At 67.7% G+C, this 24,916-nt stretch carries 11 protein-coding genes; 8 read left to right on the plus strand and 3 right to left on the minus strand.

The window, feature by feature from the left end:
- The first annotated feature begins 109 nt into the window (after positions 1-109).
- The 7 genes from ACFY5A_RS07035 (at position 110) to ACFY5A_RS07065 (ending at position 17,135) form a co-directional block, all read left to right on the plus strand.
- Complete coding sequence (locus ACFY5A_RS07035; RefSeq protein WP_341940537.1) at positions 110-901, plus strand: hypothetical protein; 792 nt, start codon at positions 110-112, stop codon at positions 899-901.
- Between the two features lie 150 nt (positions 902-1,051).
- Complete coding sequence (locus ACFY5A_RS07040; protein ID WP_387232670.1) at positions 1,052-6,679, plus strand: DUF6923 family protein; 5,628 nt, start codon at positions 1,052-1,054, stop codon at positions 6,677-6,679.
- Between the two features lie 263 nt (positions 6,680-6,942).
- On the plus strand, positions 6,943-8,592 hold the full coding sequence (locus tag ACFY5A_RS07045) for a sulfatase-like hydrolase/transferase (RefSeq protein WP_341940535.1): 1,650 nt from the start codon (positions 6,943-6,945) through the stop codon (positions 8,590-8,592).
- Between the two features lie 431 nt (positions 8,593-9,023).
- A complete protein-coding gene (locus ACFY5A_RS07050) occupies positions 9,024-10,544 on the plus strand; it encodes a SpaH/EbpB family LPXTG-anchored major pilin (protein ID WP_341940534.1) in 1,521 nt (506 codons plus the stop codon).
- An 83-nt stretch (positions 10,545-10,627) separates the two neighbouring features.
- Positions 10,628-11,719, plus strand: a complete 1,092-nt coding sequence (locus ACFY5A_RS07055) for a class C sortase (protein WP_341940533.1) — start codon at positions 10,628-10,630, stop codon at positions 11,717-11,719.
- 29 nt (positions 11,720-11,748) lie between these two features.
- On the plus strand, positions 11,749-15,234 hold the full coding sequence (locus tag ACFY5A_RS07060) for a SpaA isopeptide-forming pilin-related protein (RefSeq protein WP_341940532.1): 3,486 nt from the start codon (positions 11,749-11,751) through the stop codon (positions 15,232-15,234).
- Between the two features lie 203 nt (positions 15,235-15,437).
- The gene (locus tag ACFY5A_RS07065) at positions 15,438-17,135 is read left to right on the plus strand and encodes a sigma-70 family RNA polymerase sigma factor (protein WP_341940531.1); all 1,698 of its coding nucleotides are present in this window, start codon (positions 15,438-15,440) and stop codon (positions 17,133-17,135) included.
- A 285-nt stretch (positions 17,136-17,420) separates the two neighbouring features.
- On the opposite strand, the gene ACFY5A_RS07070 is transcribed toward ACFY5A_RS07065, so the two are convergent.
- The 3 genes from ACFY5A_RS07070 to ACFY5A_RS07080 form a co-directional block, all read right to left on the minus strand.
- Positions 17,421-20,831, minus strand: a complete 3,411-nt coding sequence (locus ACFY5A_RS07070; protein WP_387232676.1) for a PKD domain-containing protein — start codon at positions 20,829-20,831, stop codon at positions 17,421-17,423.
- 469 nt (positions 20,832-21,300) lie between these two features.
- The gene (locus ACFY5A_RS07075; RefSeq protein WP_105673202.1) at positions 21,301-22,308 is read right to left on the minus strand and encodes a LacI family DNA-binding transcriptional regulator; all 1,008 of its coding nucleotides are present in this window, start codon (positions 22,306-22,308) and stop codon (positions 21,301-21,303) included.
- Between the two features lie 96 nt (positions 22,309-22,404).
- Positions 22,405-24,066 (minus strand): glycoside hydrolase family 13 protein, encoded by a 1,662-nt coding sequence (locus ACFY5A_RS07080; RefSeq protein ID WP_387232679.1) that lies wholly within the window; start codon positions 24,064-24,066, stop codon positions 22,405-22,407.
- 241 nt (positions 24,067-24,307) lie between these two features.
- On the opposite strand from ACFY5A_RS07080, the gene ACFY5A_RS07085 reads away from it, so the two are divergent.
- Positions 24,308-24,736 carry a DUF1761 domain-containing protein gene (locus tag ACFY5A_RS07085; protein WP_105673204.1) on the plus strand — a complete coding sequence of 143 codons (429 nt, stop codon included), beginning with the start codon at positions 24,308-24,310 and terminating at the stop codon, positions 24,734-24,736.
- Positions 24,737-24,916: the final 180 nt, after the last annotated feature.

Here is a 24,916-nt window from a genome sequence, read left to right on the forward strand (position 1 = left end):
GCGGGTCTAGTGAGTAGCGCCAGTGTCCTTTCTGTCGTCAGAGCCACGTGGCTCGTACCCGGTGTCGGCACGACGGGGCCGGGCCAGCGCTGAGCCACAGGAGCCCCTCATGATCGATTGCCTTGCGAACACTGGTCCGCGCGACCTCACCCCGCTCGTGCTCCTCGCGGTCGGACTGTTGGTTCTCGGAGTGGCCGCTCTCCTGTATCCGCTGATGCGGAAGAGAAGGCCGTTGATCGCAGGTGCGCTCATCATCGGTGCCATCGCGGTGGTCGGCATGTCCTCCCTGTCGCCGTCTTCCGCATCCGCGGCGACCGCCGAGACCGAGCAGTGTAGTGAGGGCACGATGGAGCAGCCCATCGCCCCCGTCACCAGCGCCCCCACGGCGACTCCCACCCCGACTCCCACACCCACTGTGACGCCAGAGCCCGCCGGAACCGTGGATGCCCGTGCCGCTGTGACGCCCTCGAACATCGTCAACGGCAACGCGGGTTCGATGGTCCTGACCGTCGACAACGGCCCGTCCGCGACGTCCGCGGTGCCGGCGGGCTCGACCGTCCAGATCACCACGCACTTCGTCGGCGGCGATCTCGTGATCTCCTCGATCGACGCGAATCTCAGCTGCCCGACGGTGTCTGTCGGCCAGGTCGTGCCTGCCGTCGCGCTCAATCCGAGCCCGTACTACTCGACGGACTTCTCCTTCTCCTGCACGGTAATCGCGCCCATCACGATCGGGGCGAGCAGCGCCATCGTCCTGGATGCCGCGGCGGCGCCCGTGCCCGACGCGGTGAACCCTCTGCCGTACGTATCGACGACGACGATCTCCGTCAGCGTCCCCGCTCCCGCTGTAGACGTCGACAGCACCAATGACCTCGCGACGTACATCGGCACGCAGGTCTGATCCGAGAGTGTCGCGTGGATAACAACTGTGTGATTCCCATTTCGGATATCGGCATTTCGGTGTAGCTTGAGGCCAACTTCATAAAACCTGAGGATTGACTGTGTGAGCCCCCAGCGGCACAGGCGATCGTGCGAAGTGGGGAGCTTTGACATGGCGAAGAAGGCAGTGATCGGTGCGCGCGGAAAGTCCTTCCGCGCGCGGATCCGGGCGGTGACCTCAGGCGTACTCTCGAGCGCACTACTGGCGAGCAGCCTTGTCGCTGCAGGTCTCGTGCTCCCCTCTGCCGCGCAGGCTGCGCCAGGTGACCCGTTCGATCCTGCGGCGCCGGTGGTGTACATCGCGCAGGGGGCGCCGTCCCAACTCCAGCGCGCGGAGACCACCGGCACCGGAACCTTCGCGTTCACGGACGAGGGCGGTCCCGCTCCTGTCTCGTACAACGCCATCGGATTCAACCCGGCGAACAGCTACATGTACGGCATCGTCAGCGGCAACGGCACAGCCGCGTTGCCTATCGGCGCACTCGTACGCATCGGGCAGGGCGGCGTGGTCACTCGCGTGGGGACGACGATCTACACCCACCCGGCGACCGGATCGACCCGCTTCTTCGCCGGCGCCTTCAACCCGGCCACCGGTCTCTACTACGTCTCCGACTCCGGACCGAACACGACGATGCGGGTGATCAACGCGACGACCGGCGCCATCGTGCAGACGATCGACTTCGGACAGCAGCCCGGTGTCCAGGACTTCGCCTTCAAGGACGGATTCGCCTGGGGAGCGAACGCCGCCGGCGACATCAGGCGGCTCAACGTCACCACGGGTGCGATCGCGGTGTTCCCCGCGGTGATACCGCCTGGGGCCGGCGGATACGGCGGAGTGTGGACGTTCGGCAACGGCAACCTCGGCTTCTCCTCGAACTCGACGGGCGACGTCGTGCAGCTCGAGGTGCTGAACGGCGCGACCGCCACCCCGACCTTCCGGGTGGTCTCCGTGGTGCCCGGGCCGAGCTCGACCCTGAACGATGGCACGTCGATCCCCGGCCTCCCGGCAGACCTCGCCGTCGTCAAGACCGGCCCGCCCACGTACGAGTCGGGCGATCGGATCAGCTACTCGGTGACGGTCACCAACAACGGCGCCGGCGTCTCCAGCGGCTGGACGGTCACCGACACGCTGCCCGCGGGGCTGAGCAATCCGACCGTGACCGGAAGCGTCACCGCGACGATCGCCGGGAGCACGATCACGGCGAGCGGTGGGCGCCTGAACCCTGGCCAGAGCGTGACATTCACCATCGCGGCCGATACGAACGCCCCTCTCGGCACGTGTCTCACGAACACCGCATCGGTCGCGGGCAACGAGGCCGACCCCGTGAGCAGCAATAACCAGTCGGCCACGACGTCATGCGATCTCGGCCTCAGCCTCGTCAAGACCTCGAACGCGAGCGCCGACACGCGCCCCGGCGATGTGGTCACCTACACGGTGACGGCGACGAACACGGGTGCAGGCGCATTCACACCGTCGAACCCGGCCACCGTGTTCGACGATCTCACCGGAGTCCTCGACGACGCGACCTACAACAACGACGCGACCTCGAGCGTGCCCGGCACGATCGACTACGTGCAGCCTCTGCTCTCGTGGTCGGGCGCACTGGCCTCCGGCGCTTCCGTGAACCTCACCTACTCCGTCACCATCGGCAGCGGTGGCGACGGAACGGCCCGCAACGTGGCGTGGCGCCCCAACGACCCGGGCGACCCGACTCCTCCGACCTGCGATCCCGCCCCGGGCGGGGTGGATGCCGCGACCGGACAGCCCTGCGCGGTCACGAGCTTCCCGCTGCCCCGCCTGACGATCGACAAGTCGGCCGACCGGACAGACCTCCCCGCGGTCGGCGACACGGTCACCTACACCGTCGTCGTGACCAACCCCGGCCCCGGCGTCTACACCGCCGCCGCCCCGGCGACGGCGACCGACGACCTGACCGAAGTCCTCGACGACGCGACGTTCGAGGACGCCACTCTGACCGCCTCGTCAGGCACCGCCACACGCACGGGCAACACCATGTCGTGGAGCGGAGCACTCGGGGCCGGACAGCAGGCCACCATCACCTACTCCGTGACGTACACCGGCGACGGTGACCAGGTTCTGCGGAACTCCGCGTGCATCCCCGTCGGGGACACCGTCCCCGGCTCGCCGAGCTGCGACACGGTCCGCATCCCCGGCGCCGCGCTCACGCAGTGGAAGACGGCCACGCCGTCGTCGGACCCGGTCGTCGCGGGCTCGACCATCACCTACACCCTCTTCTTCGACAACGACGGCCAGACTGCGGCGACCGTCAACGCGATCGACGATCTCACCTATGTCCTGGATGACGCCGTCGTCACGACCGAGCCGACCTCGCCGAACGGCCTCGCCGTGGTCCGCAACGGGGCGGAGATCAGCATCACCGGATCGGTCCCCGTCGGCGCGACGTACACCGTCGTCTACACGGTGACGATCCTGCCCGACGACCAGCGCGCCGACAGCGTCGCCTCCAACTTCCTCCTCACTCCGGGGGAGGATCCGCCTCCCGGCGGAGTCTGCAACCCGGTCGACCCGCAGGCGCCGACCTGCACGTCCACGCCGATCACCGGCGTGACCTACACCAAGACGGTGTCTTCGTCCGAGACGCCCGTGCGGACGGGCACCGAGCTCGCCTACACGATCACGGTCGTCAACACCGGAGCCACTGTGGTCGACGTGCTCCGCGACGACGACCTCGGTGACGTCCTCGATGACGCGACGCTCACGAGCGGCCCGACATCCGATACCCCCTCGGTGACAGCCACGGGCCCTGCCGGCGGCATCCTCAGCCTGGGCGGGACCCTCGCTCCGGGAGCCACCGCGACGGTCACCTACACGGTGACCGTGAACCCGCTTGGCGACCGCGGCAACAACTCGGCGGCGAACTTCCTCGTCCCGCCCGGTACACCGCCGGGGCCGGTGTGCGACCCCGCCACCGAGCAGTGCACGGTGACTCCGATCCAGGGGTACACGGTCGCCAAGGCGGCCGACGTCGACACCGTGGTTCCGGGTGGAGTCGTCACGTACACGGTCACCGTGGTCAACGCCGGGGCGGTCGCGTTCACGGCGGCGAATCCCGCCTCCTTCACGGATGACCTCTCCGGGGTTCTGGATGACGCGGTCTACAACGGCGACGTCACCGCCGGCGGCAGTGTGGCCGGGAACACTCTCACCTGGTCCGGGCCCCTCGCGGTCGGGGAGACGGTGACTGTGACCTATTCGGTGACGGTGGACGATCCCCCTGCCGGCGATCTCATCCTCGGCAATGCGGTCGTGCCCACGGCTCCCGGGGGCGAGTGCGACCCCGAGGGCGCGTGCACGACCGACACCCCGGTGTCGTCGTTCACCGTCGCCAAGACCGTGGATGTCGCCTCAGCGATGGCGGGAGACACCGTCACCTACACGGTGACGGTGACGAACACGGGTCAGTCGGCGTTCACCGCGGCCGCCCCTGCATCGTTCCAGGATGACCTCTCCGGAGTGCTGGACGATGCCGCCTACAACAACGACGTCTCCGCGGGCGGCTCTGTCGCCGGTTCTCTCCTGACCTGGTCGGGTCCGCTCGCTGTCGGCGAGACGGCGACGGTGACCTACTCCGTCACGGTGAACGATCCGCTCACCGGAGACCAGGACCTCGCGAACGTCGTCACTCCGACCACGCCGGGCGGCAGCTGCGACCCGGCCGCCGAGTGCGTGACGAACACTCCTGTCGCCTCGTACACGGTCGCCAAGACCGCCAGCGCGGCGTCCGCCCGACCGGGCGAGACCATCACCTACACCGTCACGGTGACGAACACCGGAGACGTGGACTACACCAATGCCGATCCGGCATCCTTCACGGACGATCTCTCCGGTGTTCTGGATGACGCCGTCTACAACGGCGACGTCACCACCGGCGGCAGCGTGGCCGGTAACACTCTGACCTGGTCCGGACCCCTCGCGGCCGGGCAGACGGAGACGGTGACGTACTCCGTCACCGTCGACGATCCGATCACCGGCGACTTCTCCCTGCAGAACGTCGTCGTCCCGACGGGTCCCGGCGGCAGCTGCGACGGCGTCTGCACCACGACCACTCCGCTGGGTTCGTTCCGCGTCGTGAAGCAGGCGGATGCCGTGAGCGTGGTTCCGGGCGACGTCGTGACCTACTCGATCAGCGTCACCAACACAGGCCAGGTGCCGTACACGGCGGCTGATCCCGCATCCTTCACCGATGACCTCTCCGCCGTGCTCGACGATGCGACGTACAACAACGACGTGGCCAGCTCGAGCGGCGCAGGGACGGGCTACACCGCTCCGGTGCTCTCCTGGTCGGGGCCGCTGGCCGTCGGAGCAACCGTGACGATCACCTACTCCGTGACGGTCAACAGCCCGGCCACCGGTGATAGGAGCATGTCGAACACCGTTCTCACGCCTCCGGGCTCGGGTGGCAACTGTGCGGCGGGCTCGACGGATCCCGCCTGCGTGGCGAACGTCCCCGCGGCATCCTACTCCATCGAGAAGACCGCGGAACCGGCGACGGCCGGTCCCGGCGACGTGGTGACCTACACGGTGACGGTGACGAACACCGGCGCCCTGGACTACACGGCCGCGGCTCCCGCATCCTTCACCGACGATCTCTCGCGGGTCCTCGACGACGCCTCGTACAACGGCGATGTGTCGGTGGGCGGCTCCATCGCCGGAGACACGCTGACCTGGTCGGGTCCCCTCGCGGTCGGCGAGACGCTCCAGGTGACGTACTCGGTCACCGTCGACGATCCGGTCGACGGAGACTTCCTCCTCCGCAACGTCGTCGCCCCGTCGGCGCCCGGTGGTGAGTGCGTGCCGGATGCCTGCGCGACCGAGACGCCCATCGCGTCGTACACGGTGCAGAAGCAGGCTGACGTCGCTGACGTCGTCATCGGCGGAGTCGTCACCTACACGGTGACCGTCACCAACATCGGGCAGGTTCCCTACACCGATGCCGCTCCCGCCGTCTTCGACGACGACCTCTCCGGTGTGCTGGACGACGCCACGTACAACGGCGACGCGACCGGCGGAGCGATCGTCGCTGGTGGCCTGTTGTCGTGGACGGGGGCTCTGGCCGTGGGCGAGACGGTCACGGTCACATACTCGGTGACGGTGAACCAGCCCGCTACCGGTGATCAGATCCTGCGCAACGCGGTCACGGCCTCCGGGCCCGGCGGCGGCTGCGCGGAGCCAGGCGGATGCGTGACGGAGACCCCCGTCGCCTCCTACCGTGTCGACAAGAATGTATCGACCACGCAGGCGTGGGTGGGCGACAAGGTCACCTTCACGATCACCGTGACGAACACCGGTCGTGTCCCGTACACGAACGCACGCCCCGCATCGTTCACCGATGACCTGAGCTCGGCGCTCGCCGTTGGCACCTACAACGCCGATGCCAGCAGCGGGGCGACCTACAGCGCTCCGGCTCTCAGCTGGCAGGGCGCGCTCGACGTGGGACAGAGCGTCACCGTCTCGTACTCGGTCACCCTGCGCAAGATCGGCGACATCAAGAACGTCGTCGTGACGCCGCCGGGGTCGGGAGGGAACTGCTCGACGGGCGCGACCGATGCCGACTGCCGCACCGATACCAAGGTGTCTGCAGCAGGCCTCGCCATCACCGGTGGCGTCGTGTGGGCTGCAGGGGGCATCGGCGGATCGGCGCTGCTGGGCCTGGGGCTCCTGCTCCTGTCGCGACGGCGGCGAGAGGCGATGCGATGACGCGCTCTGACTAACTGATCGGGCTCGTCGACCTGCAGGTCGACGAGCCCGATCAGTGTGTCCTCCGCGGGAGTGGATATCCGGCCAAGGGGTTCCCTGCGCAGGAGGTGCCTGGCGACAGGCACCGTATCCTTGTACAGCCCGGGCGATGAACAGGGGACTCTCCCTGGGCGTGAAGACGTGCTTCCCCGGACGAGAGGGGAATCCACGTGAGGACGACAACTCGCGGCGCTCGACGCCGCAGACGACCCGTGTGGTTGGCGATGATCACGGCGATTCTGTCGGTGGTCGGCGGTGGGACCATCACTGCTGTGCCTGCCGTTGCGGACGCTACGCCGAAGAACGTCGTGATGATCATGGCTGACGACTTCTCCTGGGACCTTGTGCCCTACATGTCCGAGTTGCAGCGGCTCATGGCCGATGGAGTGTCGTTCGACAACTACTACGTGACGAACTCGTTGTGCTGCGTGTCGCGCTCCTCGATCTTGACGGGACGCTTCCCGCACAACACGGGTGTGTATCAGAACGCGGGCACGATGGGAGGTGTCGAAGCCTTCCGCAGGGGGCTCCAGCAGTCCGGCGCCAACCGTGACAACGAGCGCTTCACCTATGCGGTTCAAGCGCAGGACCGTGGGTACTACACAATGCTGGAGGGGAAGTACCTGAACGGCTACAACAGCGCGTTCGGCGTCGGTGATGTGGTGCGGCGGCCTCCGGGATGGACCATGTGGCGCCCGTACAGCGACGGCGCCTACGGCGAGATGGATTTCGCTATCGGGATTCCCGGCAGAGCGGCAGTCAAGAACGAGCTGTACGGCACAGACACTCAGATCGCGCGTGCTCATGCGTTCATCCCGTATATGGCGCGTACGGGCCAGAGCTTCAACGCCACTTTCGTCCCGTTCACGACGCACGCGGGCAACCTGAACCGCACGGACGTGCGCAGTTTCGTGCCCGCCCCCCGTGATCTCCCGAAGGGCATGAACCCCGCGGGAGAGTTCCCTGGCGGAGACTGCGGCACGCAGCCCAGCGGCTCGCGGAGGACGTGCACCAGCATCCTCATCGAATCCCTCCCCGGAAACGAGGGCTTGAACTGCGCGAAGGATCTCCGTGAGATTCCGTTCGCCAAACCTGATGGCAAGGACGACGCATGTGAGCTGCAGCAGTATCTGCGCGACCGAGTGCGGATGGCCCAGTCGTTGGACGAGCTGATCGGAGCCGTGCGCAGCGAGCTGGAGAAGAACGGGTTGTGGGAGTCGACCTATGTGATGTTCACGTCGGACAACGGATTCCACCTGGGTCAGGGCGTCGATCTCGGCCTGATCGACAACGGCGCAAGCGGCTACAAGATCGGCAAGGGCTCGCCATACGAGACAGATCTGCGGGTGCCGCTCGTCGTCGCGGGAGCGGACACGGCGACGGGCATCGTTCGCACCGAACTCACCCAGTCTGTCGATCTGATGCCGACGTTCGCAGCGATGCAGCCAAGCATCTCGGAGAAGAACACGACTTTCAGCGATCACGACGGTCTGAGCCTCCTGCCTCTGATCCGCGGCCAGGAAGTGACGAACTGGCGCCAGTGGGTGTACTCGGTTCACACGAAGGTCTCCGATCCGAGCACCGCGGGACCGGATTCCGAGCCTGGCACGCTCGTGCAGGACGGGTTCTTCTCGCTCCGCGCGAACGGCGAACTGTACGTGAAGCACGTAACGGGTGACGATCGCGGTTCCGTCTCCCGTTACAGCGTGCAGGACACCGCGAACGGTCGTGTGAATCTCCCTCTCGCCTGGGATGCCCTCCCAGAGGCGAAACGAACGCAGATACTGGAGCAGTTCACGAGGTTCGCGTCTTGTGGCGGCGGCGACGGTGCCGCGAACTCCTGCCAGAACGCTGCCACAGCGCCCGCGCTCTGACCGCTTCGCTGTCGAAAGACCTGTCGCCGCTGACGTGCGCAAAGGGCCCGGTGCCTCCGATACGGAGGCGCCGGGCCCTTCTGCTGCCGTCGAGTGCAGGGCATACGCGATCTCGCGAGGAGAAGACGAAGAAGAGCGACCGGGATCCGTCCAGGGGAGACTGACCCGGACCCCGGTCGCTCGGGGCGCCCCAGCGCCCGGAGGGCGTGTAGCCGGGGAGAGGAACACGCCTACTCCACACGATCCGCTCCCGCGGAGATCGTGACGTGGTTGACGAAGCAAATCCGGAAGTTCTCTGACGACGATGAAAACGGAGAAGTCGCGTCACGATCTCTTCCACTCGGTATCCGGTACGGCGAAGAGGTTCATTGCGCGCTCATGACGCAAGGGCCGTGAAGGGCCGAACGGCCAACAGGGAGGGAGAGGTTCAGGTGACTGAACGAAACAACACACGTCGTGCGTTGGCGCTTCTGGGAGCGACCGCACTCGGACTGGGGGCGCTGCTCAGCGCAGGCACAGCCGCCTACGCTGCGCCCCAGGACTACGGCAACATCGACCCGAGCCGCACCGGCTCGCTGACCGTGCACAAGTACCTGCACCAGAACGGCACCGTCGAGGGAGACATCAGCCAGGCGCCTGCCGCTGGCGACTTCACGGATCCGGTCGCCGATGTCGTCTTCACCGCGTACCCGCTGCTGCTGAACGGCACGCCGCTGGACCTGAACGTGGCGTCGAACTGGGATGGGCTGAACGCGATCACCCCCGGCACGGCATGCACCGCGCCGGCGGGGTACACCCTCGGCGCGCCGGTGGCCCTTCCGGCGACCGACGCCCAGGGAACCGCCACCGTGTCGCTCCCCATCGGCGCGTACCAGGTCTGCGAGACCTCCGCACCGGCGCAGATCGTCGACCGCGCCATCCCGTTCATCCTCACCGTCCCCATGCCCTATCAGAGCGGATGGGTGTACGACGTGCACGCGTACCCGAAGAACGGCGAAGGCACGATCGAGAAGACCGTCGACCCGCAGCAGGACACGGGCCTCGGCTCCGTCATCCGCTTCCCGGTGACCGTGCCGGTGCCGACCATGCAGCAGGCATGGACGGGCTTCGCCATCCGCGACACGCTCGACACCCGACTAGAGCCCGTCGCTGCGGCCGATGTTGTCGTCACCGCAGACGGCGTGGCGCTCGACCCGTCGTTCTACACGATCGATGTCGTGGGCCAGCAGGTCACGATGAACTTCACCGCGGCGGGCATCGCCTGGCTCAACGAGGGTCCCAATGCTCACGTGGGCTCGGAGATCCAGGTCATCTTCGCCGGGAAGGTCGTCTCGGTCGGCGACGGGACGATCACCAACCAGGCTGAACTGTGGCCGAACAACCCCGGATTCGACCCGGCAGGTCAGCCGCCGCTGCCGTCCAACGAGGTCAAGACCTATTGGGGCAGCCTCGAGGTGCAGAAGCGCGTCGCGGGCACGACCGGCGCCCAGGGCACGCTGAACGGCGCGGTCTTCGAGGTGTACAACGCGGTCGACCCGTACGCGGCCGACTGCTCCACGGCGCAGCCGACCGGATCGGCGATCACCGTCAGCGGCCAGACCGAGTTCACCTCGGCGGGCACCGGTCTGATCTCGATCGCCGGGCTGTTCGTCAGCGACAGCGTGAACCCCGCGATCGACGCCCAGCAGCGCTGCTACGTGCTCAAGGAGATCGCGGCACCGGCAGGATTCGTCCTGCCGGCCGACCCGTTCACCGCGGTCGCCGTGAAGATCGGAACCACGACGCCGGCGGACAATGTCGAGATCGAGAACACCCAGCAGACGGTGCCCTCGCTCCCGATGACCGGTGCCGCAGGCCAGGTCATCCTCATCACCGCGGGGATCGGCGCTCTCGGCGTGGCCATCGGCCTGCTCCTGCTGAAGCACCGTCGCCGCTCTGAGGCGAAGAACTAGTCAGCGGACCTCCGGGTCGGGTGGATATCCGCCCGACCCGGAGAACCGTCGATCACACGAACCATCCGGGGAGGAATGGGGAGATGACCATAGTCGAAGACGCGGGGAGCGTCGCGCTGCAGGATGACGGCGGGGCTCTCGACGCCTTTCCTGACGTGAGACGCAGGTGGAAGCCGGGCTGGCTCACGCTGTGCATCGCCATGCTCGCCCTCGGCGGCGTGGTCGCGGGACTGTACCCGATGACGGCGGCCTGGGTCTCCTCATACAACCAGTCGCGGGTGCTCGTGAGCTACGAGTCCGAGGTCCGCGATGTCAAGCCCGACGCGAGCGAGCAGTTGCGAGAGGCTCGCGCGTACAATGACGCGCTGAGCGCCGGTGTGCAGCTCAACAAGAACGCGAACGTCCCCGTCGGCGATGGTGCACTCGACGGGGGAGAGTTCGACTACGACTCCATCCTCAGTGCGAACGCCGAAGGTCTCATGGCACGAGTCAAGATCCCTGCCATCGACGTCGATCTCCCTGTCTTCCACGGCACGAGCGATGCGGTGCTCAGCCGTGGTGCGGGTCATCTGGAGGGCTCGCACTTCCCGATCGGCGGAGAGGGCACCCGCTCGGTCATCACCGCGCACCGGGGACTGGCGAACGCCACGATGTTCACCGACCTCGACAAGGTGGTCGTGGGCGACCGCATCATCGTCGAGACGTTCGGCAAGACGCTCACATATCGCGTGCGCGACATCACGATCATCGAGCCGCAGGAGAACAGCACCATCCGTGCGGAGGCCGGCTCCGACCTCCTCACCCTGATCACCTGCACGCCACTGGGCATCAACACGCATCGCATCGTCGTCACGGCGGAGAGGATCACTCCGACGCCGGAGCACGACATCCGGAACGCGGGTGAGGCCCCGTCCATTCCCGGGTTCCCATGGTGGGCGGTCTGGGGCGGGCTCGGTCTCGTGCTCATCGCCGCCTACGTGATCTGGCAGGGCTACGTCGACGCTCGCCAGGCGAAGGCCCGGAGGACGACCCCAGAGGGCGACATGGCCAGCGAGCATGGCGTCGACGAGGACCAGCCCGCGGGTGGATCTACCCGACCGCCGTACCGCAGGCGCGGAGTGAGACGCGGGACAGCAGAGACGACACAGATTTTCGAGCCGGAGGGGCGAGAGTGATGTTGAGCAGGAAAATGATGAGGAAGAGGATGACGCGGCGTCGCGCCCTCGTCCGGAGTGCGATCTCGGCGTTCTCGGTGATGATGATCGTCGCCCTGGCGGCGCTCGGCGGGCAAACGTCGTCGGCGCAGGCTGCGATCGTGGCGTACGAGTTCACGGGCGCCTGGGAGAACCCGCCGGCGACGGTCACCTCGGGGTCCAGCAGCCTGTCGGCCGTGTGGCGGTTCGACATCAACGACGACAGCCCCGCGCCGTCGAACGCTCCCGTCGACAACAATGTGGTGACCTTCGTCGCCCAGAACGCGACCTTCACGCGGCTGCCCGACATCTGTCTCACGAGCGGTGTGACACCGGCATCCAGCGTGTCGGCCGACGGCAAGACGCTCGTCTGCAACATCGGGACGCGGAATCTCGGCACGGCGCAGGTCGCCTTCACCGGCCTCGTCCCTGTGGGGAACAGCGGCGACAAGGTCACGGTCACCGGATCGTTCCTCGGCAAGACGGCGACGCTGCCCGAGATCCCCATCGACAACAAGTTCGTGATGGACGCGAAGTTCGATGGCGGTGCGAAGAGCACGCAGTCGGGCACGCAGCAGCTCCTGTCGTTCGGCTGGTCGCTCAGTCATTCGACGGGCTCTCTTCCCGGCCCGTCATCGGTGAGCTACGACCTGACCCTCTCCGCGTCCAACGGCGAGACGATCTCGCTCGACGGCACGGGGTGTGCGCCGATCGACACCACGTACATGGGGTTCCCTTACTCGGATGCGACCCATGCTGCGTCCCAGACGACGCGCTTCCCCACCTGCAGCCTCACGTCGCTCGGCGCGGGGAAGTACCGGATGACGCTGTCCAACTTGAACTACTCCGGTCCGTTCCCTACAACGGACAGCACGGGTGCGGCGCTTCCGCCGGGGATGGACGTGATCGCGTCGGGTGTCGTCAAGTTCAAATTCACCTACTCAAGTCCGGGCACTTTCAACCTGAGCGCGACGGCGCCGACCTATGTCGCCGCGGGTAACCCGGCTGTGACGTCGGTCGACAGCGCGGCGAACAACACGAACAAGATGGCATACACCCGCGGTGTATGGACGCACGGCTTCGTCTCCATCGGGGCTCTGTCACAGGGCACGGTGTGGACTGACACGTACCGGACGTATGCCGGGGCGACGGTCACGTCGAACGCGGGAGTCGCGGCGAAGGTGGGCAACGCGATGTGCATCGCTCTCGACACGAAGTACGTGACTTTCAACTCGGCGTACATGAATGACCCCGATCCGAGCACACCGGTGACTGGTGTCACCTACTGGTACTACACCGGCACGGCAGGCGGCCTGCTCGATCCGGCGAGCGCGAGCTACAATCCCAACGCCTGGACGGGCTGCGGCAGCGACGCACCGGCGCTCAACGGATGGACGACGACTCTTCCGGCGAACCTGACGACGGTGAAGGCCGTCATGGTCGTACAGACGCAGTCGATGATCGATCAGGGCCTCACCTCCTCTGGCGGCCTCATCAGCCTGCGCGTGGACCAGACCATCAAGGCGTCCACTCCCGTCGGGATGGACGTCTGGTCCTGGGGCTCCTACAAGCTCGACGGCACCTGGAACTCCCCGAACCGATCCCTGAACGTCGCCGACAAGCCCGCGTCCGGCACGGCCACTCCCGGCGCGCGCTACCCCTATGCGGCGGCCGGTCGCGACGTGCTACGGATCATCGGGTCGACGCCGCTCCTCGAGAAGGAGGTCGTGCAGAAGGAGGCGGGTCCTGGTTCCGTGGTCGACTACGTGCTGCGGTACGGGCTCTACTCGCCGGCCGGCACAGGTAATCCCGCGCAGGTCGTCGTCGTTGACACCCTTCCCATCGGTCTCGACTACGTGGCGGGGAGCTCCACGCTCACACCCGTCGTCTCCGGCACGCCAGCCACAGGAGTGACGCTGACGTGGACGATCCCGAATGTCACGGTGAACAAGTCGCCGCTCGACGTGATCACGTTCAAGGCCTCGGTCCCCGCCTCGGCGACCCCAGGGGCCACCTACACGAACAGCGCCACGGCGACCAGCCAGGGCCTCAGCGCGACGGCATCCGCACAGTTCGTCGTGCCGAAGGCCGGATACACGACGCTCACCAAGACGGCCGCCAGTGCGTCGGTGCCCTCGGTGAACGGCGTGGCCTCTGACTCGTGGACGGTCGAGATGAAGTCCTTCGACCCGGTCGCGGCGGCGAAGACGGATGTCGTCGACATCCTTCCCTACAACGGCGACGGTCGCGGCACGCTGTTCAACGGTACCTATGCGCTGAGTGGACCGGTGACCGCGGTCGCCGGCGCCACGGTGTACTACACGACGGCCGCTCCGGCGACGCTCAACGAGGATCCCAAGGACCCGAGCAACGGCGGCTTCGCCACGGTGACCGGCAACACGGTCGGGTGGACGACCACCTTCACCGCGTCGGCGACCGCGGTGCGCGTGATCGGCCCGTCGCTCGCCTACGGCGCCACGCAGAGCTTCACGGTGCCGGTTGTCACGACGGGCAGCGAGGGCAGCGACACGTTCGTCAACCTCGCGGTCGGACGTTCCTCCGACACTCAGCTGAGGATGCGCACGTCCGCGGCCTTCGCGGTCACGCCGAATCCGGCGGTCACGCTCAAGAAGTACGTACAGGATGCCGCAGGCGCCTGGCACGACGCCCAGGACGCGAGCGACTTTCCGGTGTTCACGGTGGAGGACAGCCCTCGATACCGGATCGTCGTGACGAACATCGGCAACGTGGACCTCTCTGACCTGCCGCTGACCGATGACAAGGCCGACCTCGCTCAGCTCTTCGACGACGGCCAGCTCTCGCATTCGGTCCCGCTCGCCACCGACGGCGCCGGCGGTCTCACCATCCCCTCCCTCCCCGTCGGCGGCGAGGCGGTCGTCGAGTACGACCTCCCGCTGCAGGGTCTGGTGGGTGAGTCCGAGACGCTCGTGAACACGGCCTGCGTCGCCCCGGGAACCGGAACGACTCTGCCGGCGGAGGTCTGCGACCCGGCCGGAGTGAGGACTCTCTCGAGCCTGTCCTGGAACAAGATCGGGCCGCATCTGACGACGGACTTCCTCGCAGGGTCGGAGTGGGCACTGGTCGAGGTCGAGTCCGATGGCGGTGCACCGGTCGCCGGTGCCGTGGAGTCGACGGTCGTCGACTGCGTCGCGGCATCCGATGCGGACTGCACGGGCGCGGATCGTGACAGCCGCACCGGGCGGTTCAGGGTGACCGCACTCGAAGACGGCTGGTACCGGCTCACCGAGACGAAGGCGCCCGCAGGCTATGCGCTCCTCTCGGCGCCGCTCTTCGTGTACGTCGACGGCACCGCGGTCGCGGGGGGCGCGGGGATCGTGAATCAGCTCACCGAGGTCCCGCAGATCCCGCTCACGGGCGGCGTCGGGTCGTTCTCGTTCTGGGTGGCGGCGGTGGCGATGACGGTGATCGCCGTCGGCGGCATCGCATGGCAGCGCAGGCGGGCGCGTCGAGTCTGACGAGGCTACGAGAAGGGCTGAACCGGCCGGGCGGGTGCCAGAGCGCACCGCCCGGCCGCTCGTCATGGGTCACGCCGATCAAGGTCAGGGGAGAATGAGTACCGGTATACTAAGTGCAGCGGTTCGGGGGTTCGCCCTCAGTGACCTCTCATCGGCGGTTGTTCGGGCAACGTGCGAGACGCTCTGCGACGGGGAGGTCGGGGATGACAGGTGAGGGCGCGGTCGTCGACTCAGACGATCATCTCGTGGAGCTGGTGCGATCAGGAGACTCGCGCGCCTACGGCGAACTCTGGAAGCGCCATGCAGGGCCGGCGTTCTCCGTCGCCAGGACCTTCGTGTCCCTCGACGCGGAGGACATCGTCTCCGAGGCGTTCGCCAGGGTGCTGCGCGCCATCAGGGCGGGCGGCGGGCCGACCTCGGGATTTCGTCCGTATCTGATCATGGCGGTCCGCAACGTCGGGCGGCGTTGGTACAACCGCGACACCTCGGTGAACATCTCCGAGCTTGAGTACGTCGTGGACCCCGATGCGAAAGAGGGGGAGCTCGAGGCGGTTGCCGAGTTCGAGGGTGGAGCCGCCCTCGCCGCGTTCAAGGAGCTGCCCAAGAGGTGGCAGGAGGTCCTCTGGTACAGCGAGGTCGACGAGCTGAAGCCGCGGGAGATCAGCGTGCTCCTCGGTCTTGCCCCCAATGCGGTATCGGCGCTGATCGTCCGGGCGAAGCGGGGCCTGCGCGATGCGTGGATCAGCGCCCAGCTGACGAGTGCGAGCACGCCGGACTGCCGGGCGGCTCTCAAGGACATGGGCGCGTATACGCGCGGTGCGCTCTCCGCGCGAGCGACAGCCTCTCTCGATCGCCATCTGGCCACCTGTGCGACCTGTCCCAGCGCGCTGACGGAGGCGAAGAACCTCGCCACCCTCGCGCTCACCGTGGTGCCCGCTGTCGCCGGCACCGCAGGGGCGGCGGGCTACGTCGCCGCCACTCAGGCGCCGCCTATGTCGGCGGCGCTGGCCTCGGCGGAGGGAGCGATCGCTCCATCTGCCACGACGCCTGATGTGAAGGATGAGGACCGCAAGAGGCGACCGTGGCTCGTCTTCCTCATCTGGGCCCTTGTGGCGGTGATGATCGCGGGAGCCGTCTATCTCGGCGTGCGCACGTTCACCGGAGCGGGCGTCGATGGCGAGATCGGTGAGAGCGCCGGGCCGGCGGAGGTTGCATCGGACGACCCGCCCTCTCCCTCGCCCTCGGCCACGCCCTCACCCACGGCGTCACAGACGCCCTCGCCATCGCCGTCATCCTTCGGTTCCCCTTCGGCGATCCCGAGCCCTCCGCAGCGTGGAACGAACCCGCCGGCTCCCGTGGTTCCCATCGCCCCTGCTCCGCCTGCGCCCACTGCCGGGCTCACGCAATTCGACGGACGCATGTACCCATGGGTGGCAGGCGTCGACGCCGTGCCCGGCGCACGCGTCGAGGTGATGAGCGGCGGGACGGTCATCGCCTCGGCGACCGCGAGAAGCGATGGCTCATGGAAGGCTCACCTCGTCGGAGAGTCCCCGGGTGGCTACTCGGTCGCGGCCCGGCAGACAGCGAACGGCGTGCAGTCGCCGACCGGCGCCTCGCTCTCCTACACCGTTTCGCAGGCGCCGACGCCAACGGATCCGGCATCCGGAGCGACTGTCGTGGCAGCGCGTTTCCACTTCGGATTGGCAGACGTCCCCGGAACCGTCCTGCAGCGAGAGATCGTCGGAGCCACACCTGTGCAGACCATCCGAGTGCCGTCGAGCGGCGTCTGGAACGAGTATCTCGCTGTCAACCCCGGCACCTATGAGATGCGACTTCGCTACGCGAATCCCGCAACAGGCGACTACGGTCCTTGGATGAGCAGGAGCTTCACCGCCGAGTAGGCCCGCGTTACGCGGCCTCGAGAGATAGGAGGGGGCGACACGGCGACGTGTCGCCCCCTCCCCCCGGGCGTGAAGGCCGGTGATGTGCACTGGCGGGGACAGCCTGTGCGGTATCCGATCGGGGAATCGGGCTCGGGGTTTGGCCCCTTACAGAGAACAAGATCACGGCAGAACGAGAACGTGACGCGATCTCGCGAAAGTTCCCTCTTCCGTCGCTCGGTGGAGTGTGGACAGCGCCGAGCGACGGCGAGTCGATGGGCAACGATGCTCGAATCGAGAGGGCGCTCATCCGTTGTCGGCCACACGGAAACCGTCGACGGTGACGACCCCTGTGCTTGTGGCCGAGCCGGCTCGGCTTCCGTGCACTCCCACGGCGCCGGCCGTGAGGATCCCCTTCGCGTCGGTCGCCTCGATCTGCCATGCCGAAGGCTCGGGCGTACCCTGCCTCCAGATCTTCGCGGAGATCTTCGTCGAGGTGTCTCCCGACACGTCGACCTTCAGGGTGAACACGTCGCTCGCGCCCCGGGTCAGCCCAGGCACCAGATAGCTGGAGAGCACTGTCGAGCCGCGCTGGATCACCAGCGACACCGTCCCGTTGGCGTTCAGCCAGGCTCGCGTCGTGTAGCCGTCGGTCGCGCTCGACCGGGCGATCAGCCCGACATACGTCGAACCCGTCGCCGGGACTGCATCGAGGCTGAAGTCGGCCAAGAGGGTCACGTTCTTTGCCGACACCGCGTTCAGGGTCAGATTGCGAGTGCTGCCCGCGCCGAGTGTGAGCCTGCCAACGCCGTCAGAGACGGATGCCGCGGATGCCGCGCCGCCTGTCAGCGTCCACGCGCCGCCGATGTCGGCGGTGCCCCAGCCAGAGGCGCCGGTGCGCTCGAACGCGTCGCGTGCGATCGACGGCGTCTCCGCGACCACGATATCGGCGGTCTTGACGGCCTCACCGCCGCGGTCATCTGTCACGGTGAGCGTGATCGTGTAGGTGCCGGCCGTCGCGTACGAGTGGGTCGCCGTCGCGCCGACTCCCGCGGCACCGCCGTCGCCCCAATCCCAGGCGTACGAAGAGATCGACCCGTCAGAGTCGACGGATGCGGATGCGTCGACGGATACCGACAACTCCGAGGCGGTCGCCACGAAGTCGGCGGTCGGGAGAACGTTCGCTGCAGTGACCGTCACCTGCTTGCTCAGGCTCCCGGTCAGCCCTCGGCTGTCGGTGAGGGTCAGAGTGACCGTGTAGGAGCCTGAGACGGCATAGACGTGGGTCGCAGTCGGGAGCCCGGTTCCGGTCGTGCCGTCCCCGAAGTCCCACGCGGCGTTGACGATCTTCTGCCCGGCGTCGACGAACGTCGCCTCGCCGCTGAACGTCATCTCCGGCCCGGCGGTCGTCGTCGTCCACGACGCCTGCGGGGCCTTGAAGCCCATGCCTGCGGCGTAGTGCTGCGTCACCTGCGCAGCGCTCAGCGTCGTCGGGTAGGCCGCGAACTCGTCGAGACTCCCGGCGAATGCAGCGGACGTCGGAGGGGTGGGCCACGACGCGAGACTGCCGTCCCAGCCGAGCCGCCAGTACCCGCTGTAGTTCTTCTGCGCGGCGGTGATCGCCTCGTCTTGGGCCGCGACCTTTCCATCGACGTAGAGCACCGTGCCCTTCAGCCCCATGGACACGACGACATGATGCCACTTGCCGTCGTTGTACGCCGCTGTGCTGGCAAGCGTCCCTCGCTCACTGCCCGGATACACCCCGAAACGAAGCCGTCCGTTGTTCTGCATGTAGAGGTTGCGATCGCTGGAGCTCGAGGTTCCCGTCTGCGACGAGCCGTAGCCGAAGAGCTTCCCTCCCTTGGTGGTGGTCGTCTTGAACCAGACCTCCGCGGAGAAGTTGTCGTCGCCCTTCGCCGGCGTCGCAGAGGAGACGCGACCGCTCGTCGTGCCGTTGAAGACGGAGGCCGCCGGAGTCGTCCCCGCCACAGCTCCTGCTGTCGTGGTCGTGACGCCGGTGCCGAACGGAAGCGCGGCGCCGCTGATGTAGTCGGTCTTCGCGTTGCCGAGCGGGAAGTAGGCGTCAGCGCCGTCACGTCGCACGATCTTCGCATAGGTCGACGTGTCGGCGTTCGTCGCCGTGACCGTGACGGGAAGACTCAGCGCGGAGTTCCCATCGGCATCCACGGCTCGGACGGTGTACGTGTAGGTAGAGCCCGCGACCGCGGTCGGATCGTCGAGCGTCACCGTGCCCTTGTCCCACCAGACGGACGTGGCGACGGTCTGTGCGACGGGCTCGGCCGTGCCCGAACGCATCAGCTGATAGGTGAGATCGCGGTTGTCGCGATCCCAGTTCGTCTCGATCGAGACCCGGACCGGAACATCGGACCAGACTTTCGGCGTAGCCCAGGCCGCGTCCTTCCGGTACGGGCCCTGAGCGGCCCCGCCCGCCGGTTTCGTCGAGAAGCGCACGATGCCCTGATAGCGCTTGTTGTTCACGCTGGTGAACTCGCCTGCAACCGCGACGTAGTCGCCCGAGCCCGTGATCGACAGCCCCGCCTGGCCGAGGCCGGTGGCGGTCCCGACGGCGAAGTCGGGTGTGACGGCATACGCCGAAGGGGAAGGGGTGCCACTCCAGTCGGAGTAGGTGCCGCTGAGGAACTGGCTTCGAGAGAGCGTGCCCTCCGCGGAGGGGGTGAACGCGGTGAAGTAGCGCCACGTCCGCGGGCTCTGCTCGGGCCAGAGATTCGCGCTCTCGCAGGTGTGCGTGTGATTCGTCGTGTAGACGGTCTTGCCCGTCGAGTAGACCCCGTAGCTGTCTCCGTGGCAATCGGCCACCCAGCGGATCGCGCCGCTGCCCACCTCGGCTGCGAAGACGCCTTCGAGGTTTCCTCGCACCTCGGGCTTGTCTCCCATCGACCAGCCGGTGCCGTACACCGTCGTGGCATCGGCAGTGAGGCCGAAGATCCCCGAGTAGCCGGTCGTGTTCACGCTCATCGGCGTGGAGTTCTTCACCGTCTTGGGGGCAGCCCATGCGGTGTCGGTCCCGCCGGTGACAGGGTCGAGCGCGACGAGACCGCGCTGGATCGAGCCGTTGACGCTGTCGAAACGCCCGCCGGCGAGCACACGTTGCCCGCCGGGTTCGATGATCATCGTGTCCACCTGCCGGTCACTGGTGGGTGCCCACGGACGCAGCGCGGCATTCGTCGTCGCGAAAGCCGCGAAGTTCTTGCGCGCCACGCCGTTGGCCTGCGTGAACAAGCCTCCGACGTAGACGCTGTCGGTCGTCGCCGCGATGGCGTAGACGCCAGTACCGCCGACCGCCGGCGCGAACCCGGGGACGAGTTCGCCCGTCTTGGCGTCGAGCGCCGCGAAGTTGTATCGCGTCGCGCCGTTGACCTGCGTGAACGTGCCGCCGATGTAGAGACGGCTGCCGTCAGGCGAGGCCGCAACGGCCTTGATCACTCCGTTCACCTGCGGCGCGAACGGCAGCAGGCCCCCGGTGGTGATGTCGTAGGCCAGAATGTTGCTGCGCGGTGTGAGGTTCGTGCCGGGATCAGCCAGTGGTGCCCTGGCGTTCGAGAAGCTGCCCCCCGCATAGACCACGTTCCCGATAGTCGCCTGCGCCCACACGTACCCGGAGTCGATCTGCACGGTCGGCAGCGGATCGGATGTCACCACGTCGGACGTGCGTTCCAGCAGCGGCGCCTTCGGCATCGTCACCTCAGCCGTGGCGGATGTCGGAACCGACGCCAACGCGGACGCCGCCAAGATCGCCCCGACGATGATGGCCAGCCCTTGTCGGACGCGAACGGCTCGACGGCTCACGCGGCCGGTCGAAGACAGCGGATCAGTGCTTCTTCGCGCACTCCAATGAAGCTTCACGAAACCCCCCAGATTTCATTCCCCACGCATGCGAATCCCCACGAGACGCACAGTCATCCTAGCCGAGGACACGCTCACGCCCACCTTCCGGGGTCGCCGCGCGGGCTCTTCGACGCTGCGGAGAGCGAGATTCGAACTTTCGCGTCATGGACGCGCGCCACGTGTATCTGTTAAGCGGGTGACTATGCGGAGGGCTAGTCATCTGCTGGAATCCAGCGCTGTCCCCGCTGGGGTGGGGGACAGCTGTGGGGCTGCGCGTCGGGGGGAGCGCAGCCCCACCATTCCCCTTCCTTCGCACAGGCTAGAGCAGGCGCGCGGTCGTACCGCGGACGTTCAGCTCGTACGGCAGCGCGACGGGCGCGCGGGTGGCGCCGTCGGCGGCGAGCTTGGCGAGCACGGCATCCGCCGCCCTCTCGCCCTGGCCCAGCGGGAACTGGTCGACCGTCGTCAGGCGGAAGAACTCGCCGAGTTCGTGGCCGTCGATGCCGACGATCGAGAGGTCCTCCGGCACGCCGAACCCGAGGTCGCGCGCGGCGAGGATCGCGCCGATCGCCATCTCGTCGGATGCCGCGAACACCGCGGTCGGACGAGGACCAGGCCGGCCGAGCAGCTGCTTGGCCGCGCGGTATCCGCCCTCGACGGTGAAGTCGGCGGGTTCGAGGAACGCCGGGTTGAGCGGGATGCCGGCCTTCGCCAGCGCCTTCTCGAAGCCGAGGCGCCGGTTGGTCGGGATGTGGAAGTCGATGTCGAACTCGGGGTTCGCGCCGATGTGCGCGATGTCGCGGTGGCCGAGGCCGATCAGGTGCTCGGTGGCGAGCTGCGCGACGGCGACGTCGTCGACCGTGAGGGTGTCGAGCTTCGGGTTCGGACCGCCGATCGCGATGACGGGCAGGCCGAGGTCGAGCAGGTACTGGGTCTCGTCGTCGTCGAGCTCGATCGAGACGGCGATGACGGCATCCACCCGCTGGCGGCGCAGGAACGTGTCGAACACGTGGCGACGCACGTCCTTGTCGGCGGTGATGTTGTACAGCGTGATGTCGTAGCCCTCGCGCATCAGCGCCGCGGAGACGCCGGAGAGCACGGTGCTGAAGAACCACCGGTCGAGGAACGGCACGATCACGCCGATGTTGCGGGTGCGTCCGGACGCCAGGCTGGACGCTCGCGACGACACCACGTAGCCCAGGGCGGATGCCGCCTCCTGCACCCGCAGGCGCGCGGACTCGGAGACGTGCCCGCGTCCGCTCAGCGCGCGCGACACGGTCGCCGTCGAGACCCCGGCGAGCCGGGCGACCTCATCGATGCTCGCCATGGGTGTTCCTTTCGGGGTTCCTCGTTCCGGTCGCGGACCCGGTCGTGATCTGACGGCGCAGAGGACCAGGTTCGCGACCGGAACGGGGGAGTCGGCTCAGGCCGTGGTGTACCAGACGGCCGTGTCGACCGGGAGGGCGTCGCCCGTGAAGGGCTGGCTCTTCAGGACCACGGCGGCGCCGGCGGGCAGGGGCAGCGGCGCGGTGCCGAGGTTGGCGAGCACGTGGACGTCGCCGCGGCGGAAGGCCACGGCATCCTTCCCCGCGTCCTCCCACACCAGCGAGCCGGAGCCGAAGCCGTGCTCACGGCGCGCGGCGAGCAGCTCCTTGTACAGCGACAGGGTCGAGACGGGGTCGCCCTCCTCGGTGTCGCGCGCGTAGCTCGCCCAGTCGGCCGGCTGCGGCAGCCACGAGAGGCCGGTGTCGTTGAAGCCGAACGCCGGAGCATCCGCCTCCCACGGCAGCGGCACGCGGCATCCGTCGCGTCCATAGCGCTCGCCGTCGGTCCGGAACCACGTCGGGTCCTGACGGAACTCGTCGGGGATCTCCATCGCCTCGGGCAGGCCCAGCTCCTCGCCCTGGTACAGGTACGCCGAACCGGGCAGGGCGAGCATCAGCGTGGTCGCCGCGCGGGCGCGGGCCAGGCCGATCTTCGTGTCGGGCTTGTGCGGGGTGTTCGGGCCGATGCCCTCGCCCTGCGGGTTGTCGGCCGTCAGCGCGAGGCGCGAGGCGTGCCGCACGACGTCGTGGTTGGAGAGCACCCAGGTGCTGGGGGCTCCGACGGCGCCGAAGTCGTCGAGCGACTCGCGGATGACGTCGCCGAGAGCCTTCGCGTCCCACGGGGTCATCAGGTACGGGAAGTTGAACGTCTGGTGCATCTCGTCGGGGCGCACCCAGAGAGCGGTCTGCTTCAGCGTCGGCATCCACGCCTCACCGCACAGCGCGCGGTCGCCGTCGTACTCGGCGAGCACCTTGTGCCAGTCGCGGTAGATGTCGTGCACGCCGTCCTGGCCCCAGTACGGCACGTCCGATTCGCCGCCGCCCATCGAGTCGGCGTCTGCGGGGGGCGTGTAGTCGGGCAGCCCCTCGGCCTTGATCATGCCGTGCGCCACGTCGACCCGGAAGCCGTCGACGCCGCGGTCGAGCCAGAAGCGCAGGATGGAGCGGAACTCCTCGCGGACCTCTTCGTTGGTCCAGTCGAAGTCGGGCTGCGTGGCGTCGAAGATGTGCAGGTACCACTGGCCTGGCGTGCCGTCGGGCTCGGTGATGCGCTCCCACATGCCGCCGCCGAATACGGACTCCCAGTTGTTCGGGGGGAGCTCGCCGTTCTCGCCCCTGCCGTCGCGGAAGATGTAGCGGGCGCGCTCGGGGCTGCCGGGGGCCGCCTTCAGGGCCTCCTGGAACCAGACGTGCTGGTCGGAGGAGTGGTTCGGGACGAGGTCGACGACGACGCGGATGCCGCGGGCGTGGGCCTGCGTGAGCATCTCGTCGAAGTCGGCGAGAGTGCCGAACAGCGGGTCGACGTCGCGGTAGTCGGCCACGTCGTAGCCGGCGTCGCGCTGCGGGCTCGTCATGAACGGGCTCAGCCAGATCGCGTCGACGCCGAGCTCCCTGAGGGAGTCGAGGCGGCTCGTGATGCCGGGCAGGTCGCCGATGCCGTCGCCGGAGGCGTCCGCGAAGGAGCGGGGGTAGATCTGGTAGATGACTGCGCTGCGCCACCACTCGGAACCGGGGGCTGCGATCTGCTCAAGCTGTGCCATGGGATCAGGCTAGTGCAAACGCTTACATTCTCGCCAGAGCAGGAATCGAATCGGTTCGACGGAGGGCTCTCCGGTGCGGGTCAGGGGCTTGTTGCATCCGTGTGGGCGGAGTGGAGGCGGGATCGCGCAGGCGGGACGGCGCCGCGGGATCGTGCAGGCGGGGCCCTCCGTCGGCGAGGCGGCCCGCGGCCAGGGGGATGCCGGGGAGTAGTGTGGCGGCATCCGACGAGTGGAGGCTGTCATGGTTCCCGAGATCAACTACTGGGCCGTCCTTCTGGCGACCGCGTCGAGCATGCTCGTCGGGTCGATCTGGTACGCGCCGAAGGTGTTCGGCACGCGGTGGTCGAAGCTGGCGAACGTCGACATGGACCGCCCCGGATCGAGCGCGACGATGGCGATCATCACGACCGTGATCGTGAGCTTCATCACGGCGTGGGTGCTGGCCGGAGCATCCGCCATCGCCTGGCACTTCTACGGAGGATTGTTCTTCTGGGGCGCGATCATCACCGCGGTCACGCTGTGGGCCGGATTCACCGCCGCGCGCTTCATCACCCACGACGCGTTCGAGGGGCGCCCGACCGCGCTGACCACCATGAACATCGCGCACGAGCTCGTGACCGTGGTGGTCATGGCCGTGCTGATCGGCGTGTGGCCGCCCGCACTCGGCTAGTCCGCGGAGAACTGATCGCGATGGCGTCTCCTCGGTCGCGGCGTCGGCATTCGACGAACGGACAGGGGGTGCTGGACCTTCGCCGCTACCCCGTTGTCAACCAGCATGCCAGGATTCTGAACACGACCTCCTGGTCGTCCGCGCGTCCGCGCCCGCGGACCGCGGCTGAGTCCGAGAGGT

The sequence above is a fragment of the Microbacterium sp. NPDC012755 genome, assembly GCF_042901325.1.
GTDB classification, from domain to species: Bacteria; Actinomycetota; Actinomycetes; order Actinomycetales; family Microbacteriaceae; genus Microbacterium; species Microbacterium natoriense.

Excerpts from the sequence above, each read along its gene's own strand:
- ACFY5A_RS07035 (WP_341940537.1), top strand. The coding sequence starts at position 110 with ATGATCGATTGCCTTGCGAACACTGGTCCGCGCGACCTCACCCCGCTC.
- ACFY5A_RS07040 (WP_387232670.1), top strand. The coding sequence starts at position 1,052 with ATGGCGAAGAAGGCAGTGATCGGTGCGCGCGGAAAGTCCTTCCGCGCG.
- ACFY5A_RS07045 (WP_341940535.1), top strand. The coding sequence starts at position 6,943 with ATGATCACGGCGATTCTGTCGGTGGTCGGCGGTGGGACCATCACTGCT.
- ACFY5A_RS07055 (WP_341940533.1), top strand. The coding sequence starts at position 10,628 with ATGACCATAGTCGAAGACGCGGGGAGCGTCGCGCTGCAGGATGACGGC.
- ACFY5A_RS07060 (WP_341940532.1), top strand. The coding sequence starts at position 11,749 with ATGACGCGGCGTCGCGCCCTCGTCCGGAGTGCGATCTCGGCGTTCTCG.
- ACFY5A_RS07065 (WP_341940531.1), top strand. The coding sequence starts at position 15,438 with ATGACAGGTGAGGGCGCGGTCGTCGACTCAGACGATCATCTCGTGGAG.
- ACFY5A_RS07070 (WP_387232676.1), bottom strand. The coding sequence starts at position 20,831 with ATGCCGAAGGCGCCGCTGCTGGAACGCACGTCCGACGTGGTGACATCC.
- ACFY5A_RS07075 (WP_105673202.1), bottom strand. The coding sequence starts at position 22,308 with ATGGCGAGCATCGATGAGGTCGCCCGGCTCGCCGGGGTCTCGACGGCG.
- ACFY5A_RS07080 (WP_387232679.1), bottom strand. The coding sequence starts at position 24,066 with ATGGCACAGCTTGAGCAGATCGCAGCCCCCGGTTCCGAGTGGTGGCGC.
- ACFY5A_RS07085 (WP_105673204.1), top strand. The coding sequence starts at position 24,308 with ATGGTTCCCGAGATCAACTACTGGGCCGTCCTTCTGGCGACCGCGTCG.